The 22,891-nt window shown below is 66.1% G+C and carries 21 protein-coding genes and 1 tRNA gene; 8 read left to right on the top strand and 14 right to left on the bottom strand.

What is annotated here, in order from left to right; all coding sequences use genetic code 11:
* Nucleotides 1–30 precede the first annotated feature (30 nt).
* On the bottom strand, nucleotides 31–957 hold the full coding sequence (locus HWN72_RS14195) for an SDR family NAD(P)-dependent oxidoreductase (protein ID WP_008831454.1): 927 nt from the start codon (nucleotides 955–957) through the stop codon (nucleotides 31–33).
* A 272-nt stretch (nucleotides 958–1,229) separates the two neighbouring features.
* Between HWN72_RS14195 and HWN72_RS14190 the strand changes: the two genes are divergently transcribed.
* From HWN72_RS14190 to HWN72_RS14165, 6 genes are all read left to right on the top strand, one after another.
* On the top strand, nucleotides 1,230–2,822 hold the full coding sequence (locus HWN72_RS14190; RefSeq protein ID WP_211150500.1) for an SMP-30/gluconolactonase/LRE family protein: 1,593 nt from the start codon (nucleotides 1,230–1,232) through the stop codon (nucleotides 2,820–2,822).
* Between the two features lie 12 nt (nucleotides 2,823–2,834).
* On the top strand, nucleotides 2,835–3,248 hold the full coding sequence (locus HWN72_RS14185; protein WP_008830810.1) for an EthD domain-containing protein: 414 nt from the start codon (nucleotides 2,835–2,837) through the stop codon (nucleotides 3,246–3,248).
* A gap of 135 nt (nucleotides 3,249–3,383) precedes the next feature.
* Nucleotides 3,384–4,631, top strand: coding sequence for an MFS transporter (locus HWN72_RS14180; protein ID WP_008830809.1), 1,248 nt, complete (start codon nucleotides 3,384–3,386; stop codon nucleotides 4,629–4,631).
* An 82-nt stretch (nucleotides 4,632–4,713) separates the two neighbouring features.
* Nucleotides 4,714–6,072, top strand: coding sequence for an SRPBCC family protein (locus HWN72_RS14175; RefSeq protein WP_008830808.1), 1,359 nt, complete (start codon nucleotides 4,714–4,716; stop codon nucleotides 6,070–6,072).
* A 125-nt stretch (nucleotides 6,073–6,197) separates the two neighbouring features.
* A complete protein-coding gene (locus tag HWN72_RS14170) occupies nucleotides 6,198–7,142 on the top strand; it encodes a glyoxalase (protein WP_211150499.1) in 945 nt (314 codons plus the stop codon).
* 17 nt (nucleotides 7,143–7,159) lie between these two features.
* Nucleotides 7,160–7,537, top strand: a complete 378-nt coding sequence (locus HWN72_RS14165; RefSeq protein WP_008830806.1) for a Rap1a/Tai family immunity protein — start codon at nucleotides 7,160–7,162, stop codon at nucleotides 7,535–7,537.
* 32 nt (nucleotides 7,538–7,569) lie between these two features.
* On the opposite strand, the gene HWN72_RS14160 is transcribed toward HWN72_RS14165, so the two are convergent.
* The 6 genes from HWN72_RS14160 to HWN72_RS14135 form a co-directional block, all read right to left on the bottom strand.
* Nucleotides 7,570–8,280 carry a hypothetical protein gene (locus HWN72_RS14160; RefSeq protein WP_036526907.1) on the bottom strand — a complete coding sequence of 237 codons (711 nt, stop codon included), beginning with the start codon at nucleotides 8,278–8,280 and terminating at the stop codon, nucleotides 7,570–7,572.
* 61 nt (nucleotides 8,281–8,341) lie between these two features.
* The gene (locus HWN72_RS14155; RefSeq protein ID WP_008830804.1) at nucleotides 8,342–8,644 is read right to left on the bottom strand and encodes a hypothetical protein; all 303 of its coding nucleotides are present in this window, start codon (nucleotides 8,642–8,644) and stop codon (nucleotides 8,342–8,344) included.
* Between the two features lie 112 nt (nucleotides 8,645–8,756).
* Entirely contained in the window at nucleotides 8,757–11,129 is a 2,373-nt protein-coding gene (locus HWN72_RS14150) for a PQQ-binding-like beta-propeller repeat protein (protein WP_036526908.1), read from the bottom strand.
* A 274-nt stretch (nucleotides 11,130–11,403) separates the two neighbouring features.
* Nucleotides 11,404–11,631: a DUF2171 domain-containing protein gene (locus HWN72_RS14145; protein ID WP_008830802.1), complete on the bottom strand. Its 228-nt coding sequence runs from the start codon at nucleotides 11,629–11,631 to the stop codon at nucleotides 11,404–11,406.
* A 106-nt stretch (nucleotides 11,632–11,737) separates the two neighbouring features.
* Nucleotides 11,738–11,977 (bottom strand): DUF2171 domain-containing protein, encoded by a 240-nt coding sequence (locus HWN72_RS14140; RefSeq protein WP_008830801.1) that lies wholly within the window; start codon nucleotides 11,975–11,977, stop codon nucleotides 11,738–11,740.
* A gap of 118 nt (nucleotides 11,978–12,095) precedes the next feature.
* On the bottom strand, nucleotides 12,096–13,049 hold the full coding sequence (locus tag HWN72_RS14135; protein WP_211150498.1) for a complex I NDUFA9 subunit family protein: 954 nt from the start codon (nucleotides 13,047–13,049) through the stop codon (nucleotides 12,096–12,098).
* Between the two features lie 251 nt (nucleotides 13,050–13,300).
* Here HWN72_RS14135 and HWN72_RS14130 point away from each other — a divergent pair.
* Nucleotides 13,301–13,387: transfer RNA gene (locus tag HWN72_RS14130), tRNA-Leu, on the top strand.
* 237 nt (nucleotides 13,388–13,624) lie between these two features.
* Here the strand turns inward: HWN72_RS14130 and recQ are convergent.
* On the bottom strand, nucleotides 13,625–15,508 hold the full coding sequence (recQ, locus tag HWN72_RS14125; RefSeq protein WP_211150497.1) for a DNA helicase RecQ: 1,884 nt from the start codon (nucleotides 15,506–15,508) through the stop codon (nucleotides 13,625–13,627).
* Nucleotides 15,509–15,571: 63 nt separating this feature from the next.
* Nucleotides 15,572–16,162 carry an ADP-ribose pyrophosphatase gene (locus HWN72_RS14120; RefSeq protein WP_211150496.1) on the bottom strand — a complete coding sequence of 197 codons (591 nt, stop codon included), beginning with the start codon at nucleotides 16,160–16,162 and terminating at the stop codon, nucleotides 15,572–15,574.
* A 120-nt stretch (nucleotides 16,163–16,282) separates the two neighbouring features.
* Between HWN72_RS14120 and HWN72_RS14115 the strand changes: the two genes are divergently transcribed.
* Nucleotides 16,283–16,618 carry a hypothetical protein gene (locus tag HWN72_RS14115; protein ID WP_309141572.1) on the top strand — a complete coding sequence of 112 codons (336 nt, stop codon included), beginning with the start codon at nucleotides 16,283–16,285 and terminating at the stop codon, nucleotides 16,616–16,618.
* Nucleotides 16,619–16,660: 42 nt separating this feature from the next.
* Here HWN72_RS14115 and metH read toward each other — a convergent pair whose 3' ends face one another.
* The 5 genes from metH to HWN72_RS14090 are packed head-to-tail and all read right to left on the bottom strand — an operon-like array spanning nucleotide 16,661 to nucleotide 22,806.
* Nucleotides 16,661–19,297, bottom strand: coding sequence for a methionine synthase (gene metH / locus HWN72_RS14110; protein WP_211150495.1), 2,637 nt, complete (start codon nucleotides 19,295–19,297; stop codon nucleotides 16,661–16,663).
* A gap of 56 nt (nucleotides 19,298–19,353) precedes the next feature.
* Nucleotides 19,354–19,872 (bottom strand): GNAT family N-acetyltransferase, encoded by a 519-nt coding sequence (locus tag HWN72_RS14105; RefSeq protein ID WP_008833157.1) that lies wholly within the window; start codon nucleotides 19,870–19,872, stop codon nucleotides 19,354–19,356.
* On the bottom strand, nucleotides 19,872–20,918 hold the full coding sequence (locus HWN72_RS14100) for a homocysteine S-methyltransferase family protein (protein WP_211150494.1): 1,047 nt from the start codon (nucleotides 20,916–20,918) through the stop codon (nucleotides 19,872–19,874). Before HWN72_RS14100 ends, HWN72_RS14105 begins: the two co-directional genes overlap by 1 nt.
* Entirely contained in the window at nucleotides 20,915–21,823 is a 909-nt protein-coding gene (gene metF / locus HWN72_RS14095) for a methylenetetrahydrofolate reductase [NAD(P)H] (RefSeq protein WP_036526968.1), read from the bottom strand. Before metF ends, HWN72_RS14100 begins: the two co-directional genes overlap by 4 nt.
* Nucleotides 21,823–22,806 (bottom strand): metalloregulator ArsR/SmtB family transcription factor, encoded by a 984-nt coding sequence (locus tag HWN72_RS14090; RefSeq protein WP_008833154.1) that lies wholly within the window; start codon nucleotides 22,804–22,806, stop codon nucleotides 21,823–21,825. Before HWN72_RS14090 ends, metF begins: the two co-directional genes overlap by 1 nt.
* Between the last annotated feature and the right edge of the window lie 85 nt (nucleotides 22,807–22,891).

Raw genomic sequence — 22,891 nt, 5'->3', positions numbered from 1 at the left:
CACGGCAGTATAAGTCAACAGTGGTGTTGATTATTGCGCCTCGGCGATTTCGGAACGCGCCATGGCGAAGCTGTAGCCGAGGTGTTCGATGTATCCGTGCAGGCCGAGATCGAGCAGGCCGTCCTTGTCGTGCCATGACTCGGTCGCGCTGCCGACGTCCTCGATCGTCCAGTGCGGGCGGTAGGTGCCGACGGTCTCAGCGATGAACATGCGCGAGATGCGACCCGCCATCGAAGACACCATCTCCCCCGAAACCGAGCAGCTTTCATGGCACAGCCAGCCCACCACCGGGGCGACCAGTTCCGGTCCCATCGGCGGATACTGCGAGATGTCGAGGCCGTCGGCCATGCGGGTGACGGCGCCGGGAGCGATGATGTTGCACTTCACCCCGTGCGCCTCGCCCTCCAGCGCGGCGATGTTGTTGAGGCCGATCATGCCCGACTTCGAAACGCCGTAGTTGACGCAGTTGACGTTGCCGTAGGCGCCGCCGATCGAGCTGGTCAGCACGATGCGCCCGTAGCCCGCGTCGCACATCGGTCCGAACGCCGCCTGCACGACGTGGAAGGCGCCGAGCAGGTGGACGTCCACCACCGCGCGGAAGTCCTCGTAGGGGATGTCGCGGATCGATCCGTAGCGCACGTTGCCCGCATTGTGGATCAGCACGTCGATGCGGCCCCAGGTGTCGAGCGCGGCCTGGACGATGGCGCGGCCGCCTTCCGGCGTAGCGACGGTATCGGCGTTGGCGATCGCCTCGCCGCCCGCCGCGACGATCTCATCCACCACGCTTTGCGCGACGCTTGTATCCGGTCCATCCCCGCGTATCGCTCCGCCCAGATCGTTGACGACGACCTTGCAGCCGCGCTCGGCGAGCAGCAGGGCATAGGAGCGGCCGAGGCCACGGCCACCGCCAGTGACTACCGCGACGCGGCCGTCGAAACGCAGTTCAAGGGTAGGCATGGGGACTGTCCTCTCTCGGGGCGAGCGCGTCCGCCGGGAAAACCGGCGGCGTTCGGGGCTCGGCGTTCCAGTCGGGGCGCGTCTCAATGGGTTATTCGGTCTGGTGGACGAATATCTGCACGCAGCCACGCTTGGCAACGACGGGCACGTCGCTCAGGCGATGCTGTGTCTGAAGCCTGACGGAGACAGGCACATCGCGTTGCGCGCATTCGCGCCCGCCTATACCCTCCGGCCAAAGATCTGGCGACGCGCCGGAGGAGAGGGATGTATACATGCTGGAAGCCGCCGGCCGTAATGCCAATGCGATAACCGCGAAGCCTGGCGAGGGCTGGGGCCTGCACCGCATGACCCCGGCAAGCCGCCTCAACGGCGCCAACGGTATCCGCACCGGTGCCGATGGGCGCATCTACGTGGCGCAAGTGGCGGGCAGCAAGGTCAGCGCGATCGACGTCGACAGCGGCGCGATCGAGACGATCAGTGCCAATGGTGGCGGCATCGTCGGCCCGGACGACCTCGCCTTCGACGAGGCGGGCAACCTGTATTGCACCGAGATCACCGAAGGCCGCGTCTCGATGATGACGCCCTCGGGGCAATACCGGGTGATCCACGGCGAAATGCCGGTGGCGAACCCGATCACGTACCATCAGGGCCGCCTGATCGCGGGCGAACTGCGCATTGGCGGGCGCATCATGGAACTCGACCGCGACGGCGGCGCACCGCGCGTCATCTTCGAGGGGGTGCCGATGGCCAACGCCTTCGAGGTGGGCCCGGACGGCAAGCTCTACTTCCCGGCTCAGGGCGCGAACGAGATCTGGCGCATCGGCCTCGACGGCGGCGAGCCGGAGGTCGTGGCGAGGGACCTCGGCGTGCCGGACTCGGTGAAGTTCCACCCCGACGGCTCCATCATCTCCACGCAGGTCTATTCGGGGCAAGTGCTCAAGATCGACCCGCGCACCGGCGCCAAGACGGTGCTGGCCGACATCGGGCCGGGGCTCGACAACGTGGCCTTCGTGAACGGGCGCACGTTCGTCAGCCACATCAACGGCTCGATCACCGAGATCACCGCGCCGGGGCAGACTCGGCCGCTGGTGGAAAAGGGGCTGCAGTGGCCGCTCGGCCTCGCGGTCGATGCCAACGGGCACGTTTTGGTGGCGGACGGCGGGTTCACCTACCTGCTGCGCCCCGGCGAGCCGTTGCAACTGGCGGGCATGCTGTTCTCGCCCGGCTTCCCCGGCTGGGTGCGCGACGTTGCGGCGAGCGGCCCCGACGAATGGATCGTCACCACCGCCAACGGCGACGTCGCCCGCTGGAACCCGGCGGCGGCGACCAGCGAGGTGCTGACGAGCGGCCACGACCTGCTGATGGGCGTTGCCGTCACCCCCGGCGGCGTCGTCTTCGCCGAGTTCGGCACCGGCAAGGTCCATGCGATCGAGGGCGGCAACGTCGCCGAACTGGCCAGCGGCCTCGACCGGCCGATGGGCGTCGCGGTGTCCGGCGACAGCACCGTCTACGTCGCCGAAAGCGGCGCGGGCCGCGTGGTGAAGCTGGTCGGCGGGCGCAAGGAAGTGGTGCTCGACGGTCTCGCCCGGCCCGAGGGGCTGGCCATCGCGGGCGGCACGCTGTTTGTCGCCGATCCGGGCGGGAATGCGCTTGTCGCCAGTGATCTGGCGGGCGGCGCGCGCGAGGTCGTCGCCAGTGACTTGCCGATGGGCGGGCCGGGCGGGTTGCAGCCGGTACAGCTTGGCGGCGTGGGCGACATGTGCGGGCCGATGAACACATTTACCGGCGTCGCCGTGGCGCCCGACGGCACCGTCTACCTCTCCGCCGATGCCGAGGGCAGCGTCCTCGCCCTTCGCCGTCTCTAAGGGGGCCTTCCGATGCTCAAGCAGATCTGCTTCTTCCGCAAACGCTCGGACATGACCATGGACGAATTCATGGACTACTACGAGAACCAGCACTCGCAGCTGGCGAAGAAGTCCGGCGCCAAGCCCGCGATCCCCAATGCGGTGCGCTATGTGCGGCGCTATCTGGTGCCGGAGAAGAACCCCATCACCGGGCAAATCCACGATCCGGGCTACGACTGCATCATGGAAATCTGGTGGAACAGCCGCGAGGATTTCGAGCGCTCGCAGGCGATCATCGCCTCGCCCGAACGCCTGCCGATGACCAGGGCGGATGAGGAAAAGCTCTTCGCCAGCCACGACAACCCAGTCGTGACCTGCATCGAGTACGATTCGCCGATGGGTCCGAACGGCGAGGCGACGCATGTGGACTTGCGCTATGAGGGGTGACCCCGCTCGTCGTCCCGGACTTGATCCAGGACCGGTGGCTGTCTTTAGCCGCGCGCCATCGGCAAGGCGCCCCCACGCGAGGCTGCGCCTCACGACCGGCCCGCGGTCCCGGGTCGAGCCCCGGACGACGTGAGCATGCACGCCCCCACATCTCCAACCGCTCGCGACGAATGGCGCGCGCATCCGCTGCTGCCGGTGGCGGCGGGACTGGGCTATGCCACCAGCGTCATCCACATCTACGGCATCGGCCCGTTCTACGGCCCTGTCGCGACCGAGTTCGGCTGGAGCCGCACCGAAGTCACCTTCGGCCTGACGCTGGCGACGCTGGTGCAGGCGGTGGGCGGCGTGTTCGTCGGCCTCGCGGTCGACCGCTTCGGCCCGCGCCGGTTCGGGGTGATCGGGCTGGCGCTGCTGGGCATCGCCTTCGCCCTGCTAGGCACCGCCGACGGATCGCTGCTCAACTGGTATCTGCTATGGGGTCTGGTCGCGCTGGCGGCACTGCCGGTCCAGGCATCGGTATGGACGAGCGCTGTTGCCTCGCGATTCACGGTATCGCGTGGGATGGCCTTTGCGGTGACCTTGTGTGGAGCCTCCATCGCCGCAGGGGTGTTCCCGCCAATGGCGACATGGCTGATCAGCGCGCTCGGCTGGCGCGGGGCCTTCCCGGTGCAGGCGGCGATCTGGCTGGGCGTTGCGTTTCCTGTGATCTTCGTTTTCTTCCACGGCCGCTATGACAAAGGCCGCAAGCAGAAGGCACAGGACGCTGCGGCTCGCCCCGCAGACCTGCCCGGCGCCAGCTTGCGCGATGGGATGACCTCCAGCGTCTACCACCGCCTGTTCATCGCCTGTCTGCTGTTCACCTTCACCGTGATCGCGCTGGTGGTTCACTTCACCGCGATTCTCGGCGATGCCGGGGCAAGCCCGATGATGGCCGCCGCGATCGCCTCGTTCGTAGGCTGGTTCTCGCTGGCCGGGCGGCTGGGGACCGGAGCGCTGCTCGACCGGCTCCCCGCCTCGCTGGTGGGCGCGGCGGTGTTTATGCTGCCGGTCCTAGGCTGCCTGCTGCTCCTGCTCGGCGGCGGATCGCTGTGGGCGATGGGTGCGGCCTCGGCGCTGATCGGGCTGACGCTGGGGGCGGAGATCGACGTTGTCGTCTACCTGCTCACCCGGCATTTCGGGCTGCGCAACTTCGGCGGGCTCTATGGCGGGCTGCTGGCGGCGCTGTCGATCGGCACGGCCACCGGGCCGCTCGCCGCCGCGCAGTTCTACGACCGGACCGGCAGTTACGCGGGCTTCCTGTGGCTGGCGCTCGCCTTCATGGCCGCGAGCAGCGTGGCGATCGGCACGCTGCCAAGGGGCAAGGCCGCCTATGCCGCACATTGAAGGAACGCCCGGGCGGTTTGCCCCGTCATGCCGATAATGAGATAACGGCCGCAAACCCGAACAAGCAGGAACGAGGATATCCATGGGCGAAATCGGCAAGATCGTTCAGGCGCCCGAGGAACTGGTCGCGCCGGTCAACGTGCCCGCCGAGGCTTACGTCTCCCCCGAATACGCGCGTGCCGAAGTGGACAAGCTGTGGCGCAAGGTCTGGCTGCAGGCCGGGCGGGTGGAGGACATCCCCGAGGTGGGCGACTTCATCACCTTCGATATCGTCCACGACTCGGTCGTCATCGTGCGTGCTTCGGCGGACGACATTCACGCCTTCCACAACGTCTGCCCGCACAGGGGCCGCAGGCTGGTCGATACGCCCCCCGGCCAACGCAACGCGCGCGGCAATCGCAAAACGTTGATCTGCGGCTATCATGGCTGGACCTTCGGCCTCGACGGCGCAAACTCCTATGTCGAGCATCAGGACGACTGGCAGGGACATCTTTGCGCGGGCCGCGCCGATCTGGGCAAAGTGCGGGTGGAGACGTGGGGCGGCTGGCTGTGGATCACGCTCGACCCCGAGGCGATGCCGCTGGCGGAATACCTTAGTCCGGCCGCGACGATGCTCGATCCTTACGGCCTCCAGAACATGCGCCCGCGCTGGCGCAAGTGGGTGGTGTTCGAATGCAACTGGAAGGTGGCGATGGAGGCCTTCTGCGAGACTTACCACGTCTCCACCACACATCCCGAATTCATGGAGTTTGGCCAGTTCCGGGGCTGGGCGCGCAATCAGGGCCTGCATTCCAACATCGGCTACGAGGCGCCGAAAGGTCAAGAGGAGGACTCCGGCAAGCTGCGCCTCGGTGCCGGCGAAGACCCGCGCCTGACCACGGCGGATATGCAGAACTTCACCTGGGCCAATGCCAATACCAACACCACGATGACGCTGGTGGGCGTGGCCAACCGGCTCCGGGACGAGCTGCCCGAAGGCACCCCAGCGGCGGAGGTTTCCAAATACTGGATCCAGACCGCCAAGGCCGAGGACGCGGCGCGCGGCGTCGTCTGGGCGCAGGTCGATCCGCTCCATACCGCACAGGCGGGGACGGCCTGGCAGATTTTCCCGAACTTCCAGATCGGCCATGCGGTCAACAACATGCTGTGCTACCAGGCGCGGCCCTATGGCACCGATCCGGACAAGTGCATTTTCGAGGCGGCCGTTTACGAACTCTGGCCTGAGGGGCAGGCCCCGCAGACCGACTGGGAATACACCGAGCCCGCCGACTGGCCGCCGGTGTTGCAGCAGGACTTTGCCAACATGGCGGCGGTGCAGCAGGGGATGAAGAACGTCGGCTTCCGGGGGGCGCAGCCCAATCCCTACATGGAACGCTCGGTCGCCTCGCTGCACATGAACCTTGCGAAGTTCATGGGGACAGGCGCGCCCAAGACGTACTGAGGTGTAACCCGAGCGGGCTTCGACAAACTCAGGGTGAGCGGGGGTAATCTAAAGCCCTCAACCCGCTCAGGCTGAGCTTGTCGAAGCCCGTGCGCGCGAGACGCGGCAAAGGGAGGAAACAGGCCATGCAATTCCCTCTCGTCCACGTCAGCTGGGCGTTGGCCGATAACGCGCAGCGCCCGGCTTGCGACGCCTTCTTCCGCGAGGTGTTCGGCGCGCAGACCGCCTACGAGATTCGCGTCACGCCCGAGACGGAAAAGCTGGGCCTCGACCGGGAGGAATCGCTGCTGATGATCGGCGATACCATGGTCATCCCGATCGCGCCCGCGGGCCGGGGCGCCGAAAAGGGCAACCCGCTGGGCGACATGCTGCGCCGCTCGGCCGCGCCGGGCCGCTGGATCGGGCTGGCGCTCAAGGTCGGTGATCTGGCGCACGCGGACGCCTGGTTCGCCGCGCGCGGTTTCAAGCGGTTCTACGATCCGGGAATGGAAGCGCACTATTTCCTCGTGCCCAAGGGGCAGATGCTGGGGATGCGGCTGGAAATCGTGAAGCAGGACATGCCGAACGATCCGCGCCGTGATCCGGCATGGTTTCCGGCGAAGGACGATCCGCTCGGTATCGAGGGCCTGCAGGCGGTGGGCGTAAGCACGCCCTCGCTGGCCGAGGCGCGAGCGCTATTCGCGGACAGGCTGGAGTGGCAGGACCTTGGCACGCGCGATCTTCCCGAAGCGCGCTGCGCAGCCTTTACCATCGGTGACACCGTGCTGGAAGCGCTGGAAGGCGCGCCGGGCTCGGCTGCTGCCCGTCACGCGGCGGAGGTGCAGGGTGTCTGCCACCTGGTCTTCAAGCTGCGCGATGCGGCGGCAGCGGCCGATCGGCTGCGGGTGCAGGGACTGCCGCTGATTGGCGACGTGGAAGACCGTTTCGCCATTCACCCCGACGCCGCGCACGGGCGCCTGATCTGGCTGACCGGGGTCACGCCGCCGGGCTACCCCCCCGCCCGGCTCTCGGCTCGGAACGGGTATCGCCGAGCCGCGTTGATGGTCGCGGGCGGCGATGGGCCGTCATGATGCGGAGATGCAGGACGATGAAGTCCGGAAAGTCAGTCTGCCTGATGACGGCGGCGGTGCTGGGTGCGGGATTGATGCCGGTTTCGGCCGAAGCCAGCTTCTATTCCGGCGAGGAGCTTCTCAAAGTCTGCACCGCGCAGCGCGGCAGCGCGGCCTATGTCGAGAACACCTACGAATGCATCGCCTACATCACGGGTAGCGTCGATGCCTTCAACACGTATCGTCGCACCATCAGCATGAAGAGCTGCATCCCCGAGGATGTGACGATCGCCCAGCTTCGCAGGGTGACGGTGGCTTATCTGCAGGATAATCCGGGCAAGCGCGAGGAGGCCGGATCGGCACTGGTCTTCGCCGCGACGCGTCAGGCTTGGCCCTGTGCCAAAAAGGCAAGGTAGCGGGCGCGCCAATCAATTTGCTTCGTCCGGGATCAGCCCCCAGTATTCGCGAAGGACTGCAGGCGGATGCGCGGGAACACCTCTTCCAGCGGCTTCACGTCGGGGGTGACGTAAACGTAGCCGCCTTTCTTGCGAAATAGCGGGCTGATCGTCTTCGTGTAGAACGCGATCGGCACGTTGATGCAGCCGAAGGTGATGCGGTTGTCATCGCTGGTGGGAGAGAGCATCCGTTCGCGGCGCTTTTCCTTGGGCTTGCCGGGGCGGGGAATGGGATGAAGCGCCACCGAGGTGGCGTAATCCACCCACAGGACCCGCGTGTTGCCCGCCGCCACGCCGAACCGGGCAAGAAACCTCCCGGCAGGCGTCGTCTTTTCGGCGGGACCGATTTCCGACAGGTTCTTGCTGCCGATGCCCGGACTCGCATCGTCTCCCGGCGCTATGCCGAGGAGGACGGGAACCTGCCCGAGCTTCTTGCCCTTCGCGTCGAACAGCAGCAGCGCTGCCGCCTTCTTGTCGACGATCGCGTAGGGCAGGGCGTTGTTATCTCCCGACGCGGCGATCCAGTCGGCGACGCGGGTGGCGTCTTGCGGCTGGATCGCCGGGCTCGGTTCGGCAGTTTCTTGCGTCTGCGATGTCTTCGGCCCCGCGGACCGGGAAACCTGTGCCGCCCACGCAGGAGCGGAGCCTGTCAGCGCCGCCCCGGTCAGAAATAGTCCGGCGAGCGCCCTGGAAACCGTGTTCATCGCTGTCAAAGTACTCGAATCAAGCCGGGAAGATCAGGCCATAAAGCTCGGGCAGTCGGCGTCAGTTGCGGGCGCGCTTGCGCTGGGCTTCGGCCATGCGCTGTTCGACGCTGTCGACGCGGGCGCCGAGCTGGTCGATGCGCTGGCTGTTCTGCTGGGCCTGGCCGGATGCGGCCTGCGCTTCGGAGCGGGCGGCCTGCGCGGTGGCGTCGGTCTGCTGCAGCTTGCTGTCGAGCGCATCGACGCGCTGGTTCACGACCGCGACCTGTTCGCGCACGAAACCCTTGGTGGCGCAGCCGCCGAGGCCCATGGAACCGGCCAGGATGACCACGGCCGGAGCGATTTTCTTGAAGGTGGGCGACATTGTTTTTCTCCTAACGGTCAACAGACCGGAATCGTCCAAGCCCAGCCTTCGGGGTTCGACAATTCGATTCTGGCCGGTCGTGCTTCCGCTCCGATGAACGGAAATCCGTAGGTTAGCGAACGCCTGAGACGGGAAAAGTTCCAAAAGGACCATTGGAATTTTCGCCGACGAGCTCTCCGTCCCGCACCGTTACATCGTATTTCACGGTGATCGGCATGGGCATCGAGGCACGTCCCTGGAACTTGGCGCGGCCGTCCCTGATCCCCCCGGCGACATCGACAGTGCCTTGTTCCGCCGAGACTTTCCCGGTCACGACGCTGCCTTTGACGATGAGGTCCATGACCGCCTTCTGCGGGCCGATCGGCGACTGGATGATCACGTTCCAGCGCCCTGCGAAGTCCTGCGGTTTTGCATTGCTGATTTTCGCGGCCTTCGCCTTTTCGAGCAGCGCCTTTCGTTCGGCCGGAGCGGCCTGGGCGCGGGCGCGCAGATAGAATCGCAGGGTTTCCAGTTCCGCGTCGGTGAACTCCGGGAAGGGCGGCATGCCGTTCAGCTTGAGCCCGCCTTCCTTGACGATCGTGCGGAAGGTCGCCGCGTCGGTGATGACCGGCGAATAGCGCAAGTCCGGCGCCGCTCCGCCCGCAACCGCATTCCATCCGTGGCATACGATGCACGAACGGGTGCCGAACAGCATCGCCCCAGCCTGTGCCCGCGCGAGGTCTGGACTGAAGTCGAGATCGGAAACCGGCTCCAGCGGCGGCACCGCGAAAGGCGGGATCGTGTCCTTGCCGTCCAGCGCGAACGTCAGCACGCGGCGCGGCAGGCGGTAGTCGGTGCGATAGGCGGCATTGCCCAGCGTCTGCATGCCTGCGCCTTGCCCGCCCGCGCCGGTGAGCACGGTGACGTACTGCCGTCCGTTCACGCGGTAGGAGATCGGTGCGCCGATGATCGGGCTCTCGGTCTTGTACGACCATAGTGCCTTGCCGGTCTTCGCATCGCGGGCGATGAACTTGCCGTCGATCTGGCCCTGCCACACCAGCCCGCCGGCCGAGGCCATGACCCCGCCCGGCCAGGTTCCGGGCAGGTCGATCCGCCATGCCTCGGTCTGCGTGACCGGGTTCCATGCCTTGAGGTAGCTGCGGTGGCCGCCGGGCAGTTCGACTTCAGGGATGAGCGTAACGCCCATGCCTGCGGCGAGTTCGCCGCCGCCCTTCTGGCCGTCGCCGATCAGGGCGGGCATGTCCATCACCGGCACGTAGACGAGGCCGGTCTGCGGGCTGTAGGCCTGCGGCTGCCAGGAATGCGCGCCGGTCGGCCCCGGCCACATCTCGAACAGCCCGGGCTTGCCGTTGTAACGGATGCCGGGATTTTCGACAGGACGTCCGGTCTTCGCATCGATGCGCTCGGCCCAAGTGACCTTGGCGATCTTCTGCGCGGAGATGAACTGGCCGGTCGCGCGGTCGATCACGTAGAAGAAGCCATTCTTGGGCGCCTGCATCAGCACCTTGCGATCCTTGCCGTCGATCGACAGCGTGGCGAGCGTCATGTCGGACGTCGCCGTGCAGTCCCACTGCTCCGCCGGGCATAGCTGGTAGTGCCACTTATATTCGCCGGTATCGACGTTCACCGCCACCACAGAGGCGAGGAACAGGTTGTCTCCGCCGCCGGGGCTGCGCAGCTTCTGGTTGTAGGGAAAGCCGTTGCCGACGCCGAGATAGACCAGCCGCAGCTGCGCATCATAGGCGAAGGCGTTCCACGCCGTTCCGCCGCCACCGCGCCGGGTGCCGTCGGGGTTCTTCCACCCGCCCGGCCATGTCCCCCGCATGACCTCTTCTGCCTTGCGGTTGGCGGGCGTCACCTCGTCGCCGGGCGTGGTGTAGAAGCGCCACGACAGCTTGCCGGTCTTCGCGTCGTAGGCGCTGACGAAGCCGCGCGCCGGGCTGATGTCGCCGCCGCCGAAGCCGGTAATCACCTTGCCGCCGAATACGCGCGGCGGACCATTGGCATTGCGCGGGGCATTGTCGGGGAAGTCCATCGTCTTCCAGGTCTCCCGGCCGGTCTTCGCATCGAGCGAGACCACATAGCCGTCCGTCGTGACGAGGAAGACATGTCCCGCATCATAGGCGATGCCCTTGCTGCCCCACGACATCTGCAGCGCCGTCTTCGCCCGCTCGCGCGTGCCGCCGTCGTATTCCCACAGCTGTTTGCCAGTGACGGCGTCGAGTGCGCGGATGTGCGAATGGCCGGTGGTGATGAAGACCTTCCCCTCCGCCATCAGCGGCGTCGTGGGCGTGTAGCCCGGCTCGAGGTCGAAGTGCCAGGCCAGCTTCAGGCCGGAGACATTGCCGGTATCGATCTCCTCGAGCGGCGAATAATGCGTCTCGGTTCCCGTCCGACCCCAACTCGGCCATTCGTCCGGGTCAACGACGGTCTGTTCCTCTATCGGCTGGGCGGGGCGATTGCATGAAGACAGCGCAAATAGCATCGACGTCAACGCCAGTGGTATAGCGATCTTTCCCAGGCCAGAAACCACGACGTCCTCCCCTCGCTTCCGTTTTTCTTGATGTCCCGACTATCAGCCGCGCCGGAAGCTGGGAAGAGATGCTATTCACCATGGATCATAACGGGCAAGGTATCGCCGAGGGGATGTGCCGCGCCGGATTGTCCGAATAGGAAAACCCCGGCCTTCCGTCAGGAAAGCCGGGGTCTCGCAAGGCAGTGCGCGAGGGGGTACGCACTGCCGGCTCGGTGGTCTTGGATCAGTTGGCGCCGACGCCCATCGGGATCGGCGTACCTTGCTTGAGGTAAACGCGATTATCCTCGATCTTGTCGACGTTCTCGAACGCGATGTAGTGATGTGCACCATCGGAACTGTCCGAACGGGTCAGCTTGATCTGGTCGTCCTTCACCTCGTCGATAGTCCCGACGTGCTGACCGGTGCTGGTCGTAACTTCCATGTGCTCACGCACGCGCAGCTTCTCGAACATGGTGTATCTCCATCATCTCGGGGGGTATGATGAGGAAACGGCGCAAGCTGGAAAGTCGTTCCGGTCGTTCGTCCCGGCCCGGAAACGGCTCGTCAATTCGGGTCGTTCAGGGGGTGGCACCGAGGCCGAAGGTGGCGTCGCCCCGGTCGGACAGGAGCACCGCGTCGGCGCTTATCCCGTCGATCTGCGTGATCGCGACGAAATCGTGAGAGCCGCCCTCCAGCATCAGTTCCTCGCCTTCCAGCGCGGCGACGGTACCTATGACGACCCCGTCCGCTGCGATCACCTTCATGCCTTTGCGGATCGTGCCCTGCTGCGTCGTCCAGGCGGTGTCGGTGGTAGTCATGGCGCGTGCTCCTCTCGCTGCGGGGCGGGGGTCGCCCCGGAGGCATAGACACAAAACCCCGCCTGCCGGAGGGTTCCGGCCGGCAGGGTCTTGGCGAGCGCGAATCGAAGCTCGTTGGTCAGGCGTTCGCAGCCTTGGCGCCGAAGCGGCCGTGCTTGCGGAAGCGCACCATCCAGCGGTCGAGGAACAGGCCGAGAGGCCGCGGCGTGACGCCGAGCCCGCCGATGCCCGGAGCCGAGCCGCTTGCCACGCTGCCGGCCAGGAGCAGCTTGAACTGGTCGGTGGTGATCGGGGCGCCGGGCAGCCAGCCGGTCGCCGCCGCTATGAGGCCGGACACTGCATCCGGCAACTGGGCGAACGCTCGCGAGCGGCCCTGTGCCTTGGCGATACGCTCGTTAAGTTCGAGCATGGTGACGACTTCCGGCCCGGCGAGCTCGAACGTCTTGCCCTGTGCGTCAGCGCGGCCCAGCGCATTGGCGATTGCCACGGCCACGTCATCGACGAAAACGGGCTGCAGCTTCGCCTCCGGGGCGAAGACCGGCAGGGCGGGCAACCGCGAGATCAGTTCTCCGAACATGTTGACGAAATTATCGTCCGGCCCGAACATCAGCGAGGGGCGCACGATCGTCGCGGTTGGGAATGCGGCCAGCACGGCGGCTTCGCCTTCGGCCTTGGTGCGGGCATATGCGACTTCCGACCCGGCATCCGCGCCTATTGCCGAGACATGCACAAAGGCGGCAGCGCCCGCAGCCTTGGCTGCAGCTGCGATGTCGCCCGTGCCCTTGCCCTGCAGGGCATCGAGGTTCCCCGCAAAAGCACCCACGAGGTTCACCACCGCATCCGACCCGGCAAGTACGGCGGCAACCGTGTCGGCCTTGGTCACATCGACGCCGGCGAACTGCACCTGGCCCAGGTTGCCCAGCGGCTTGATGGCGAAGGCCTTCTTGGGGTGACGGCTGGCGATACGCAGCCGCGCGCCGCGCGCGAGCAGTTCCTGCGCGAGGTGGCGGCCGACGAAGCCGCTGCCCCCCAGAATGGTGACGATCTTGCCGGAGAGAGGGTCGGTGGTCATGGTCTGGCTCGGTCCTTCAGGTCGCGCTGCGCTCGACGTGTCCCGCGCTGCAGCACATGCATCTGCGCCCCTGCCACAAGCCCGGGAACGGGGCAACCGGGCAGTTGCCCCGAGCCGTCCGGCGGCCGCTGCGAATATACAAATTCCCGAAATGAAAAATGTTGCATCGGATGGTGTTGACAAGACTTCGACGGCCCCTTAGAGGCGCCCTCCTACCCAGCGGGGACGGCGCTTCGCCCCCTCGCTAAAGTGCCCAGATGGCGGAATTGGTAGACGCACCAGCTTCAGGTGCTGGCGCTCGCAAGGGCGTGGAGGTTCGAGTCCTCTTCTGGGCACCATTCACCTTTTCAAAGGTGATAGCAAGTATTCGAAAGCCCCGGGAAACCGGGGCTTTTTGCTTTTCCGGCGATCGCGGGTTGCGCCTCGAAGAATCTCCGTCGTGACCGCATCGACGCGTTTCTAAGGCCTTCGTTCGGCCAGCTTCCGCCTTGAACGGATCCAGCGCCCACTTCGCCAAACCGATATGCTTTCGGACGGGAAGGTCGATCCTGGCGGAATCGAAGAATTCCACGGGGTCAGGAGTGGCGCCGGATCACCTCGACGAACGCGTTGCCATAGGCTTCCAGCTTGCGTGTTCCGACGCCCCCCACCAAGCCGAGTTCCGCCAGTGAGGATGGGCGTGAGCCGGCCATTTCGCGCAAGGTCGAATCGTGGAAGATGACGTAGGGCGGGACGCCTGCCTCCTTTGCCAACTCGCGGCGCAACTCGCGCAGCGCCTCGAACAAGGGGTCGCCGACGGGATTGGCTCCGGCGTCTCCCCCGCGCGAGCGGCGTTTGCGGTCCTGTCTGGGCGGCACGACGATCGCTACTGCAGCCTCCCCCTTCAGGATCGCGCGAGCGTCTCCTCCCAGCGCAAGACCGCCGTGCTCGGTCGCGGTCAGGCTGCCACGCGCCTGCAGAGCGCGGGCAAGCGCTTTCAGCAGCGGCTTTTCGTCTTCGGTGAGGATGCCGAACACCGACAGCCTGTCATGCCCGCGCTGCAGCACGCGGTCATCGGAAACGCCGGTCAGCACCTTTTCCAGATGACCCAGGCCATAAGACTGCCCAGTGCGATAGACGGCCGATAGCAGCTTGCGCGCGACATCGGTGACATCGACCACGCCGACCGGCTGGAGGCAGTTGTCGCAGTTGCCGCAAGTCTGCGCCGGGGTTTCGCCGAAGTGACGCAGCAACACGGCGCGGCGGCATTCGGCGGTTTCGACCAGACCGGCCAGCGAATCGAGGCGCTGGCGTTCGCTTTGCTGGCGGTGAGGCTCGATCTCGGACAGGCGCTGGCGCGCTCGCGCGAAGTCGTCGGCGCCCCAGAACATGACGGCCACCGAAGGATCGCCATCGCGCCCGGCGCGGCCGGTTTCCTGGTAGTAGCCCTCGATCGACTTGGGGATGCCCGCATGGGCGACGAAGCGCACGTCGGGCTTGTCGATGCCCATGCCGAAGGCGACCGTGGCGACCATCACCATGTCCTCGCTCGCCACGAATGCGGCCTGGTTGCGCGCGCGGACTTCGGGCGGGAGGCCTGCGTGATAGGGCAGCACGCGGCGGCCGGTGTCGCGGGCAAGGCTCTCGGCCAGCTGCTCTACGCGTGCGCGGGTGGGGGCGTAGATAATCCCCGGTCCGGGATTCTCCTCGACCACCGCCTTGAGCTGACGGCCTACGCTCTCGCGCGGGCGAATGGCATAACGGATGTTCGGCCGGTCGAACCCGGCGACGATCAGCCCCTCGTCGGGAATACCGAGTTGCGCGAGGATATCGCTGCGGGTGTGGTTGTCCGCAGTCGCCGTCAGCGCCAGCCGCGGGACTTGCGGGAACGCATCGAGCAAAGGGCGCAGCAGGCGGTAATCGGGACGGAAATCGTGGCCCCATTCGGAGACGCAGTGCGCCTCGTCGATCGCAAAGAGACCGACCCGGGCCGACAGCAGCAGTTCGCGGAAGTGCGGCTGGCTGGCGCGTTCCGGGGCGATGTAGAGCAGGTCCAACTCGCCGGCGCGAAAGGCGTCCATGGTCGCCCCGCGATCGGTGTCGGCGCTGGTCAGGGTGGCGGCGCGGATGCCGTTGGCGCGGGCGGAGCGCAACTGGTCGTGCATCAGCGCGATCAGCGGCGAGACGACCACGCACGTGCCCTGCAGCAGCACGGCGGGCAACTGGTAGGTCAACGACTTGCCCGCACCGGTGGGCATGATCGCCAGCGTCGACTGGCCGTGGATGACGCGATCGACCACCAAATCCTGTACGCCGCGAAAGCCCGAGAAGCCGAAGACGTCGTGCAGCGCTTTCGACACCGCCTCGCCGGAGGGTGGCGGCGCGGGCGTCCAGTCGACCTCGGGTGCATAAGGGTCGATCATGTCGGCGTCGGGTTCGCCGTAGAAGGTCGTCTCGAAAGGCCAGTCGTCGTCGTTCACGGTGCGCGTTATGGCAGATCAGGACGGCGAGGGGAAACCATCGGCAGGCAAGTTTCCGGTAATTTAACGACGATCGGCCCACAATTGCGGGTGCTTCAGCAGCAAAGCCTGCGCGAGGATCAGCGTCTTTGCGTCTGACAGTTCTCCGCAGAGCGCCATGTCGCGCAAGGCGTCGAGCCCGATCTCGTGGACGGTGATGTTCTCATCCTCGTCGTGCGCACCGCCGCCCGCAGCGATGCGGTCTTCGTGTGCATACTGCGCGAGATAGAGCTGTACTCGCTCGGTCGAGGCGGGGCACAGCGACCACATGTTGGTCACCGGTTCGAGATCGGAAATGCGCAGGCCGCCTTCTTCGAAGGCTTCTTCGACGATGCGGGCCTCTGGCGAAGTGCCGTCGAGGTTACCGGCAATGGCCTCCAGCAGTGGCGGTTCGCCCGCATCGAGCACGCCCGCGCGCGGCTGGTCGATCAGCATGCACACCCGGCGCACCGGATCGTATGGCAGCACCGCCACGGCCGAGCCATTGTCAAGCAAATGGCGCTCCACCACGGCACCGTCGGGCATTTCCACTTCGAGGCGATAGAACTTGTACCATCCGTCGTAGACGAGCGTTCGACTGATGATGCGGGAAGAAATGGTGCGTGCTGCGGTCATGGGATCAGGGTGGTGGCGCAGTGTTCATGTTGCAAGTGCGAATAAGCCTTTTGGGCAGTTGTGGCATATCCCTAGCCGGGCGGTAGCGATGGCTTTGCCGGGAGCCTGATAATTCTCCGGGTGCTGCAAACGATTGAATGTGAATCGGCCCAAGGGGTGGGAGGCAGCCGTCAGAATCGGGAAGAGACAAAGATGGGTTGCCATGCACACGACGCGTCCGCGAAAAACGAGGATTACCGGCTGTCCTGGTTGAGCGAGATCGAGTTCGCCGAAAAGGCGCATGTGCTCAAGATGCTGGCGCGCGAAGTAGGGCAGGATCATGCGGCGGCAATCGACGAGTTGGCTTGCCGGGGGCTCGACGCTGCCCTGGCGGTGCTCACAGTAGCCGTGGGCGAGAACGTGGCCGATGCCTACCTGCGCCACCGCGCGCTGTGGCGGGCGGGGCAGGCGGGCTGAAAGTGGCGCCGTCCCGCAGCAAGTCGGGGACGGCGCATCGCTTTAATCCAGATTGGGCCGCAGCCAGCGTTCGGCGGTAGGAAGATCCACATCGCGGCGCACGGCGTAGTCCTCCAACTGGTCGCGGCCGATACGGGCGACGCCGAAGTACTGGCTTTCCGGGTGCGCGAAGTAGAAGCCCGAAACCGCCGCCGTCGGCAGCATCGCCTGGCTTTCGGTCAGGACGATGCCGGCGTTGTCCTGCGCCTTGAGCAGATCGAACAGGATGGGCTTGAGCGAATGGTCCGGGCAGGCGGGATAGCCCGGCGCCGGGCGAATGCCGCGATATTCCTCGCGGATCAGTGCTTCGTTGGTGAACTGCTCGTCCGGCGCATAGCCCCACAGGGTCGTACGGACATGGGCGTGGAGGCGTTCGGCGAAGGCTTCGGCGAAGCGATCGGCCAGGGCCTTGAGCAGGATGTCCGAGTAGTCATCGTGGGCGGCCTTGAAGCGTTCCAGATGCGGCTCGATGCCGTGGATGCCCACCGCGAAACCGCCGAGCCAGTCGCCCGCTGGATCGATGAAGTCCGACAGGCAGAAGTTTGCGCGGCCGCGCGACTTCTTGAACTGCTGGCGCAGCATGGGCAGGCGGGTTGCCCCGGAATCGCCGGCATCGAGGAGAACGTCGTCACCGTCCGAGCGGGCTGGCCAGAAGGCGCAGACGCCGCGCGCAGTCAGCCATTTCTCGTCGATGATCTTTGCTAGCATCGCCTGCGCATCGGCAAAGAGGCTGGTGGCGCTTTCGCCGACGACCTCGTCTGTCAGGATTGCGGGGTAATTGCCCGCCAGTTCCCAGGCGCGGAAGAACGGGGTCCAGTCGAAGGTCTCGACCAGATCCTTGAGGTCCCATTCCTCGAAGACATGCAGACCCGGCTGCGCGGGCGCGGCGGGTTTCTGGGTGAAGTCGGTCGGGAAGGCGTTGGCGCGCGCCTCGGCGAGCGGCAGCAGGTCGCTCTGGCCCTTGTTGGCGCGGGCCTCGCGCACCTTCTCGTAGTCGATCGCGACCGAGGACTTGAAGCCCTCCGCCTGCGTGTCGGACAAGAGCTGCGAGGCGACGCCCACCGCGCGGCTGGCGTCGAGCACGTGGACCACGGTGCCGGTATAGGCCGGGTCGATGCGCAGCGCTGTGTGGACCTTGGACGTCGTCGCGCCGCCGATCAGCAGCGGGATGTTCATCTCGGCGCGCTGCATTTCCTCGGCCACGGTCACCATCTCGTCCAATGAGGGGGTGATGAGGCCGGACAGGCCGATGATGTCGGCCTCGTTCTCGTTCGCCGATTCGAGGATCTTCGACCACGGCACCATGACGCCAAGGTCGATCACTTCGTAGCCGTTGCACTGGAGCACGACGCCGACGATGTTCTTGCCGATATCATGCACGTCACCCTTGACGGTGGCCATGATGATGCGGCCCTTCGCCTTGGACTTGGCGTCCTTCTCCGCCTCGATGAAGGGGATGAGGTGCGCGACCGCCTTCTTCATCACGCGCGCGGATTTCACGACTTGCGGGAGGAACATCTTGCCGCTGCCGAACAAGTCGCCGACCACGTTCATGCCGCCCATCAGCGGGCCTTCGATCACCTCGATCGGGCGGCCACCGGCAGCGGCGATCGCGGCGCGGGCCTCCTCGGTGTCTTCCACCACGTAGGCGTCGATGCCGCGCACCAGGGCGTGTTCGATGCGCTTGGTGACGTCCCAGCCGCGCCATTCCTCGGCGGCCTTTTCGGCGACGGTGTCCTTGCCCTTGTAGCTCTCGGCCAGTTCGATGAGGCGTTCGGTGGAGGTCTTGCCGTCCTCGCCCACGCCGGGGCGGCGCATCATGATGACGTCTTCGCAGGCCTCGCGCAGCGCCGGGTCGATCTGGTCGTAGACGTCGAGCTGCCCCGCGTTGACGATCGCCATGTCCAGGCCCGCCGGGATCGCGTGGTACAGGAATATCGAGTGCATCGCGCGGCGCACCGTCTCGTTGCCGCGGAAGCTGAACGAGAGGTTCGACAGGCCCCCCGAGAAGTGGACGTGCGGGCAGCGCTCGCGGATTTCCGCCACCGCCTCGATGAAGTCGAGCCCGTAGCGGTCATGCTCCTCGATGCCGGTGGCGACGGCGAAGACGTTGGGGTCGAAGATGATGTCCTCGGGCGGGAAACCGATGCCGACGAGCAGCTTGTAGGCGCGCTCGCAGATTTCGATCTTGCGCTCCTTGGTGTCGGCCTGCCCGGTCTCGTCGAAGGCCATGACGACCACGGCGGCGCCATAGGCCATGCACTTGCGCGCATGTTCCAGGAACTGCTCCTCGCCTTCCTTCATCGAGATCGAATTGACGATCGGCTTGCCCGACACGCACTTCAGGCCCGCCTCGATCACGTCCCACTTGGAGCTGTCGACCATCACCGGCACGCGGGCGATGTCCGGCTCGGCGGCGATCAGCTTGAGGTAGGTGGTCATCGCCTCGACGGCGTCGAGCAGGCCCTCGTCCATGTTGACGTCGATGACCTGCGCGCCGTTCTCCACCTGCTGGCGGGCGACTTCGATGGCGGCGGGATAGTCGCCGGCCATGACCAGCTTCTTGAACTTCGCGGAGCCGGTGACGTTGGTGCGCTCGCCGATGTTGACGAAACGGGAGCCGGAAGGGGTGGCGGTCATGGGTGTTGTTCTCGGTTCAGGAGGTGCGTTTGATCGGTGGGCAAAGCGGCATGGCGCTACAGCACCCGCGCCAGCACGAAGTCGTCGTAAGTCTTGCCGCCGACGTCGAACCGGCGGGTGCCGATCGTCTCGAAGCCGTGCTTGGCATAGAAGGAGAATGCGCGGTGGTTGTCGTCCTTGACGCCCAGAAGCAGCCGCGAACGGCCTGCCGACTCCGCGACGACCGCCTGCATCAACGAACTGGCGATCGTCGATCCCTGAAAGCGCGAGAGGATGTAGATGCGCTTCAGCTCGATGTCCCCTTGCTGCGCATGCTCGATCTCGGGCTCGCACAGCAGCGCATAGCCCACCGGCGCGCCGCCGGGCTCAATCTCCGCCAGCCAGGCCTTCGCGCCCTTGGCGAAATAGGCGCGGTAGGTCTCGGCCGAATGCTGCTTCGCGCAGTGCGCGACGAGACCCGCGCCGTCGATCACGCCTGCGAAGCTCTCGAGGAAGGTCGCCGCACCCACTAGAGCGAGCGCGTCGGCATCGTCCGGCCCGGCCGGACGCAGGCGCCAGATCGGCAGCGAATCCATCAGCCGGCCATCGTGAAGGGTTCGAGGCCCGCCAGGCGCGTCACCGGCTGCAGTTCGGGCAGATGGCGCGGCGCCATGCCGGTCACCTTGTCGGCGATGGCCTTGATGTGCGCCGGGGTCGAACCGCAGCAGCCGCCCAGCACGTTGACCTGACCCGCGATCGCCCACTCGCCGACGAAGCCCGCCGTGGTGTCCGGCATTTCGTCGTAGGCGCCCAGTTCGTTGGGCAGGCCTGCATTGGGGTAGATCATGATGAGCGTGTCGGCGATTTCCGACAGCGTCTTCACGTGCGGTCGCAGCTGCGTCGCGCCGAACGAGCAGTTGAGGCCGATGGTGACGGGTTTCGCATGACGAACCGCGTGCCAGAACGCCTCGACCGTGTGGCCCGAGAGGTTGCGGCCCGACAAGTCGGTCAGCGTCATCGACAGCATGATCGGCACTTCGCGGGCGAGTTCCTGTTCGAGATAGCGCACCGCCATCACGCCTGCCTTGGCGTTGAGGGTATCGAACACCGTCTCGATCAGGATGAAGTCCGCGCCGCCTTCGATGAGGGCCGCGGCCTGTTCCTTGTAGACGTCGACCAGCGTGTCCCAGTCGATCTCGCGGTAGCCCGGATCGTTGACGTCAGGGCTGAGCGAGAGCGTCTTGTTGGTTGGTCCGATTGCGCCCGCCACGAAGCGCGGGCGGCCATCCTTCGCCTGATATTCGTCGGCGAGGCGGCGGGCCAGCTTTGCCGATTCAACGTTGATCTCGCGAACCAGATGCTCGGCGCCGTAGTCGGCCTGGCTGATGCGGTTGGCGGAGAAGGTGTTAGTCTCGGCAATGTCCGCGCCGGCTTCGAAGTAGGCACGGTGGATGGACTCCGGCACCTCGGGCTTTGTCAGCGCGAGGATGTCGTTGTTGCCCTTCTGGTCGTGGGACAGGCCCAGCGTGCCTGCGTAGTCGGCTTCCGAGAGCTTCCAGTTCTGAATCTCGGTGCCGAACGCGCCGTCGGTGATGAGGATGCGCTTGGCTGCCTCGGCGAGGAAGGTTTCACGGACGCTCATGCGACAAGTTCCTTGACGGGACGCAGGCCGAGAAGCTGGCAGATCGCGTAAGCCTGCTCGGCGCGGTTGAGGGTGTAGAAGTGGAAATCGCGGGACCCGCCTTCGTAGAGGCGCTTGCAGAGGTCCGCCGCCGCGACGGCGGCGACCAGCGCGCGCGGGCCGGGGCGATCGTCGAGCCCGTCGAACATCGTCTCGAGCCAGCCGGGGATCTCGGTGTTGCCGGACATGCGCCGGATCGCGGCGAAGCTGGTGACCGGCATGATGCCCGGCAGGATCGGTACGGTAATGCCTGCCGCCAGCGCCTTGTCCATGAAGCGGAAGTAGGCGTCGGTCGAGAAGAAGAACTGCGTGATCGCGCGGGTGGCGCCGGCGTCGATCTTGCGCTTCAGGTTGTCGAGGTCGGCCTCGGCGCTCACCGCTTCGGGGTGGACTTCGGGATAGGCCGCGACCGAGACTTCGAAATCGTGGCGCTTGCGGATGCCTTCGACCAGCTGCGCGGCGCTGGCATAGCCTTCGGGATGCGGCACGAAGCGGCCGCCGTCCGCCGGCGGCGGATCACCGCGCAGCGCGACGATGTGGCGCACGCCCGCTTCCCAGTACTGATCGACCACTTCGTCGATCTCGCCCTTGCTGGCGGCGACGCAAGTAAGGTGCGCGGCGGGAACCAGCGCGGTCTCCTTCACGATCCGTGAGACAGTGGCGTGGGTGCGCTCACGGGTGGAGCCGCCCGCGCCATAAGTTACCGACACGAAGGCCGGGTCGAGCGGGGCAAGCTGGGTGATTGCGTCCCACAGCTGCTCCTCCATCTTCTCCGACTTGGGCGGGAAGAATTCGAAGGAGACGGAAATGTCGCCGGGCAACCCTGCGAAAATCGGGGTTTCTGCGGCGCGTGGGGAAGCGGTCATCAAACGGTCTCTCGGTTTTCAGGGCGCGCGGTTACACCATCGCGCCGCGCAGTCCAGATTTTAACGGTGAGCGGGTCGCCCGGCAGAGCGACGGGCTCGGCCGGGGTAAGGCCCGCGGAAGCGAGATGGGCGAGCATCTGCTCGTCCGAAAAGCCGAGACGGGCGTGGGCATGGCGCTCGCGCATCTCCTCGCGCTCGTGCGCGGCAAGGTCGACGACGGCGATGCGCCCGCCCGGCCGCAGCACGCGCGCGGCCTCGGTCAGCACGACGGCGGGGTCCTGCGCGAAGTGCAGCACCTGATGGAACAGCACGGTGTCGAAGGCGTCGGGCGCGAAGGGCAGGGCGGTGAAGTCGCCCTGCACCAGATCGACCTTGTCGGCGGGCAGGTCCTGCAACCGGGCGCGGGCGATGCGCAGCATCTCAGGGCTCTTGTCGAGCGCCGTCACGCGCCCCGCGCGCGCGGACAGAAGCTGTGCCATGCGCCCGGTGCCGGTGCCGACGTCGAGCAGGCCGCCGATGGTTTCTTCTCCGAGCGCGCGAAGCAGCGCGGCTTCGACCGGTTCGTCGGCGCCGTGGAGACGGCGCAGCGTGTCCCATTCGGCGGCGTGGCGGGCGAAGTAGGCTTCGGCGCTCGCCTCGCGCCCAGCGCGGATGGCGGCGAGGTGGCGGCGGTCCTCGGCGCAGCGGGCGGCGAACTGGCTGTCGTCACGCTCGGCGACGTTGAGGAGATTCGCGGCCGCCGTGCCGAGCGATGATTCGCCTTGTTCGGAGACGGCGATTCTCAGGAAGACCCAGCTTCCTTCCTTGCGGCGCTCGGCCAATCCGGCGTCGCACAGAATCTTTATATGGCGCGAGACGCGCGGCTGGCTCTGGCCGAGGACTTGCGCAAGCTCTCCCACGGCAAGCTCCATATGCGCGAGCAGACGCAGCATACGCAGGCGCGTCGGCTCCGAAAGAGCGCGCAGAAGAGGGTCGATCCGCATGCCGGATCATATAAAGATATCTTTATATGTGCGCAAGCCCTAGGAATTCTGCGGATTTCCGCCTGTCGTATTCCTATTTGCGTTG

Source organism: Novosphingobium sp. HR1a, from assembly GCF_015594425.1.
Classification (GTDB): Bacteria; Pseudomonadota; Alphaproteobacteria; order Sphingomonadales; family Sphingomonadaceae; genus Novosphingobium; species Novosphingobium resinovorum_A.
The sequence above is the reverse complement of the archived record's forward strand: the minus strand, read 5'-3'. Positions and strand labels throughout refer to the sequence as shown.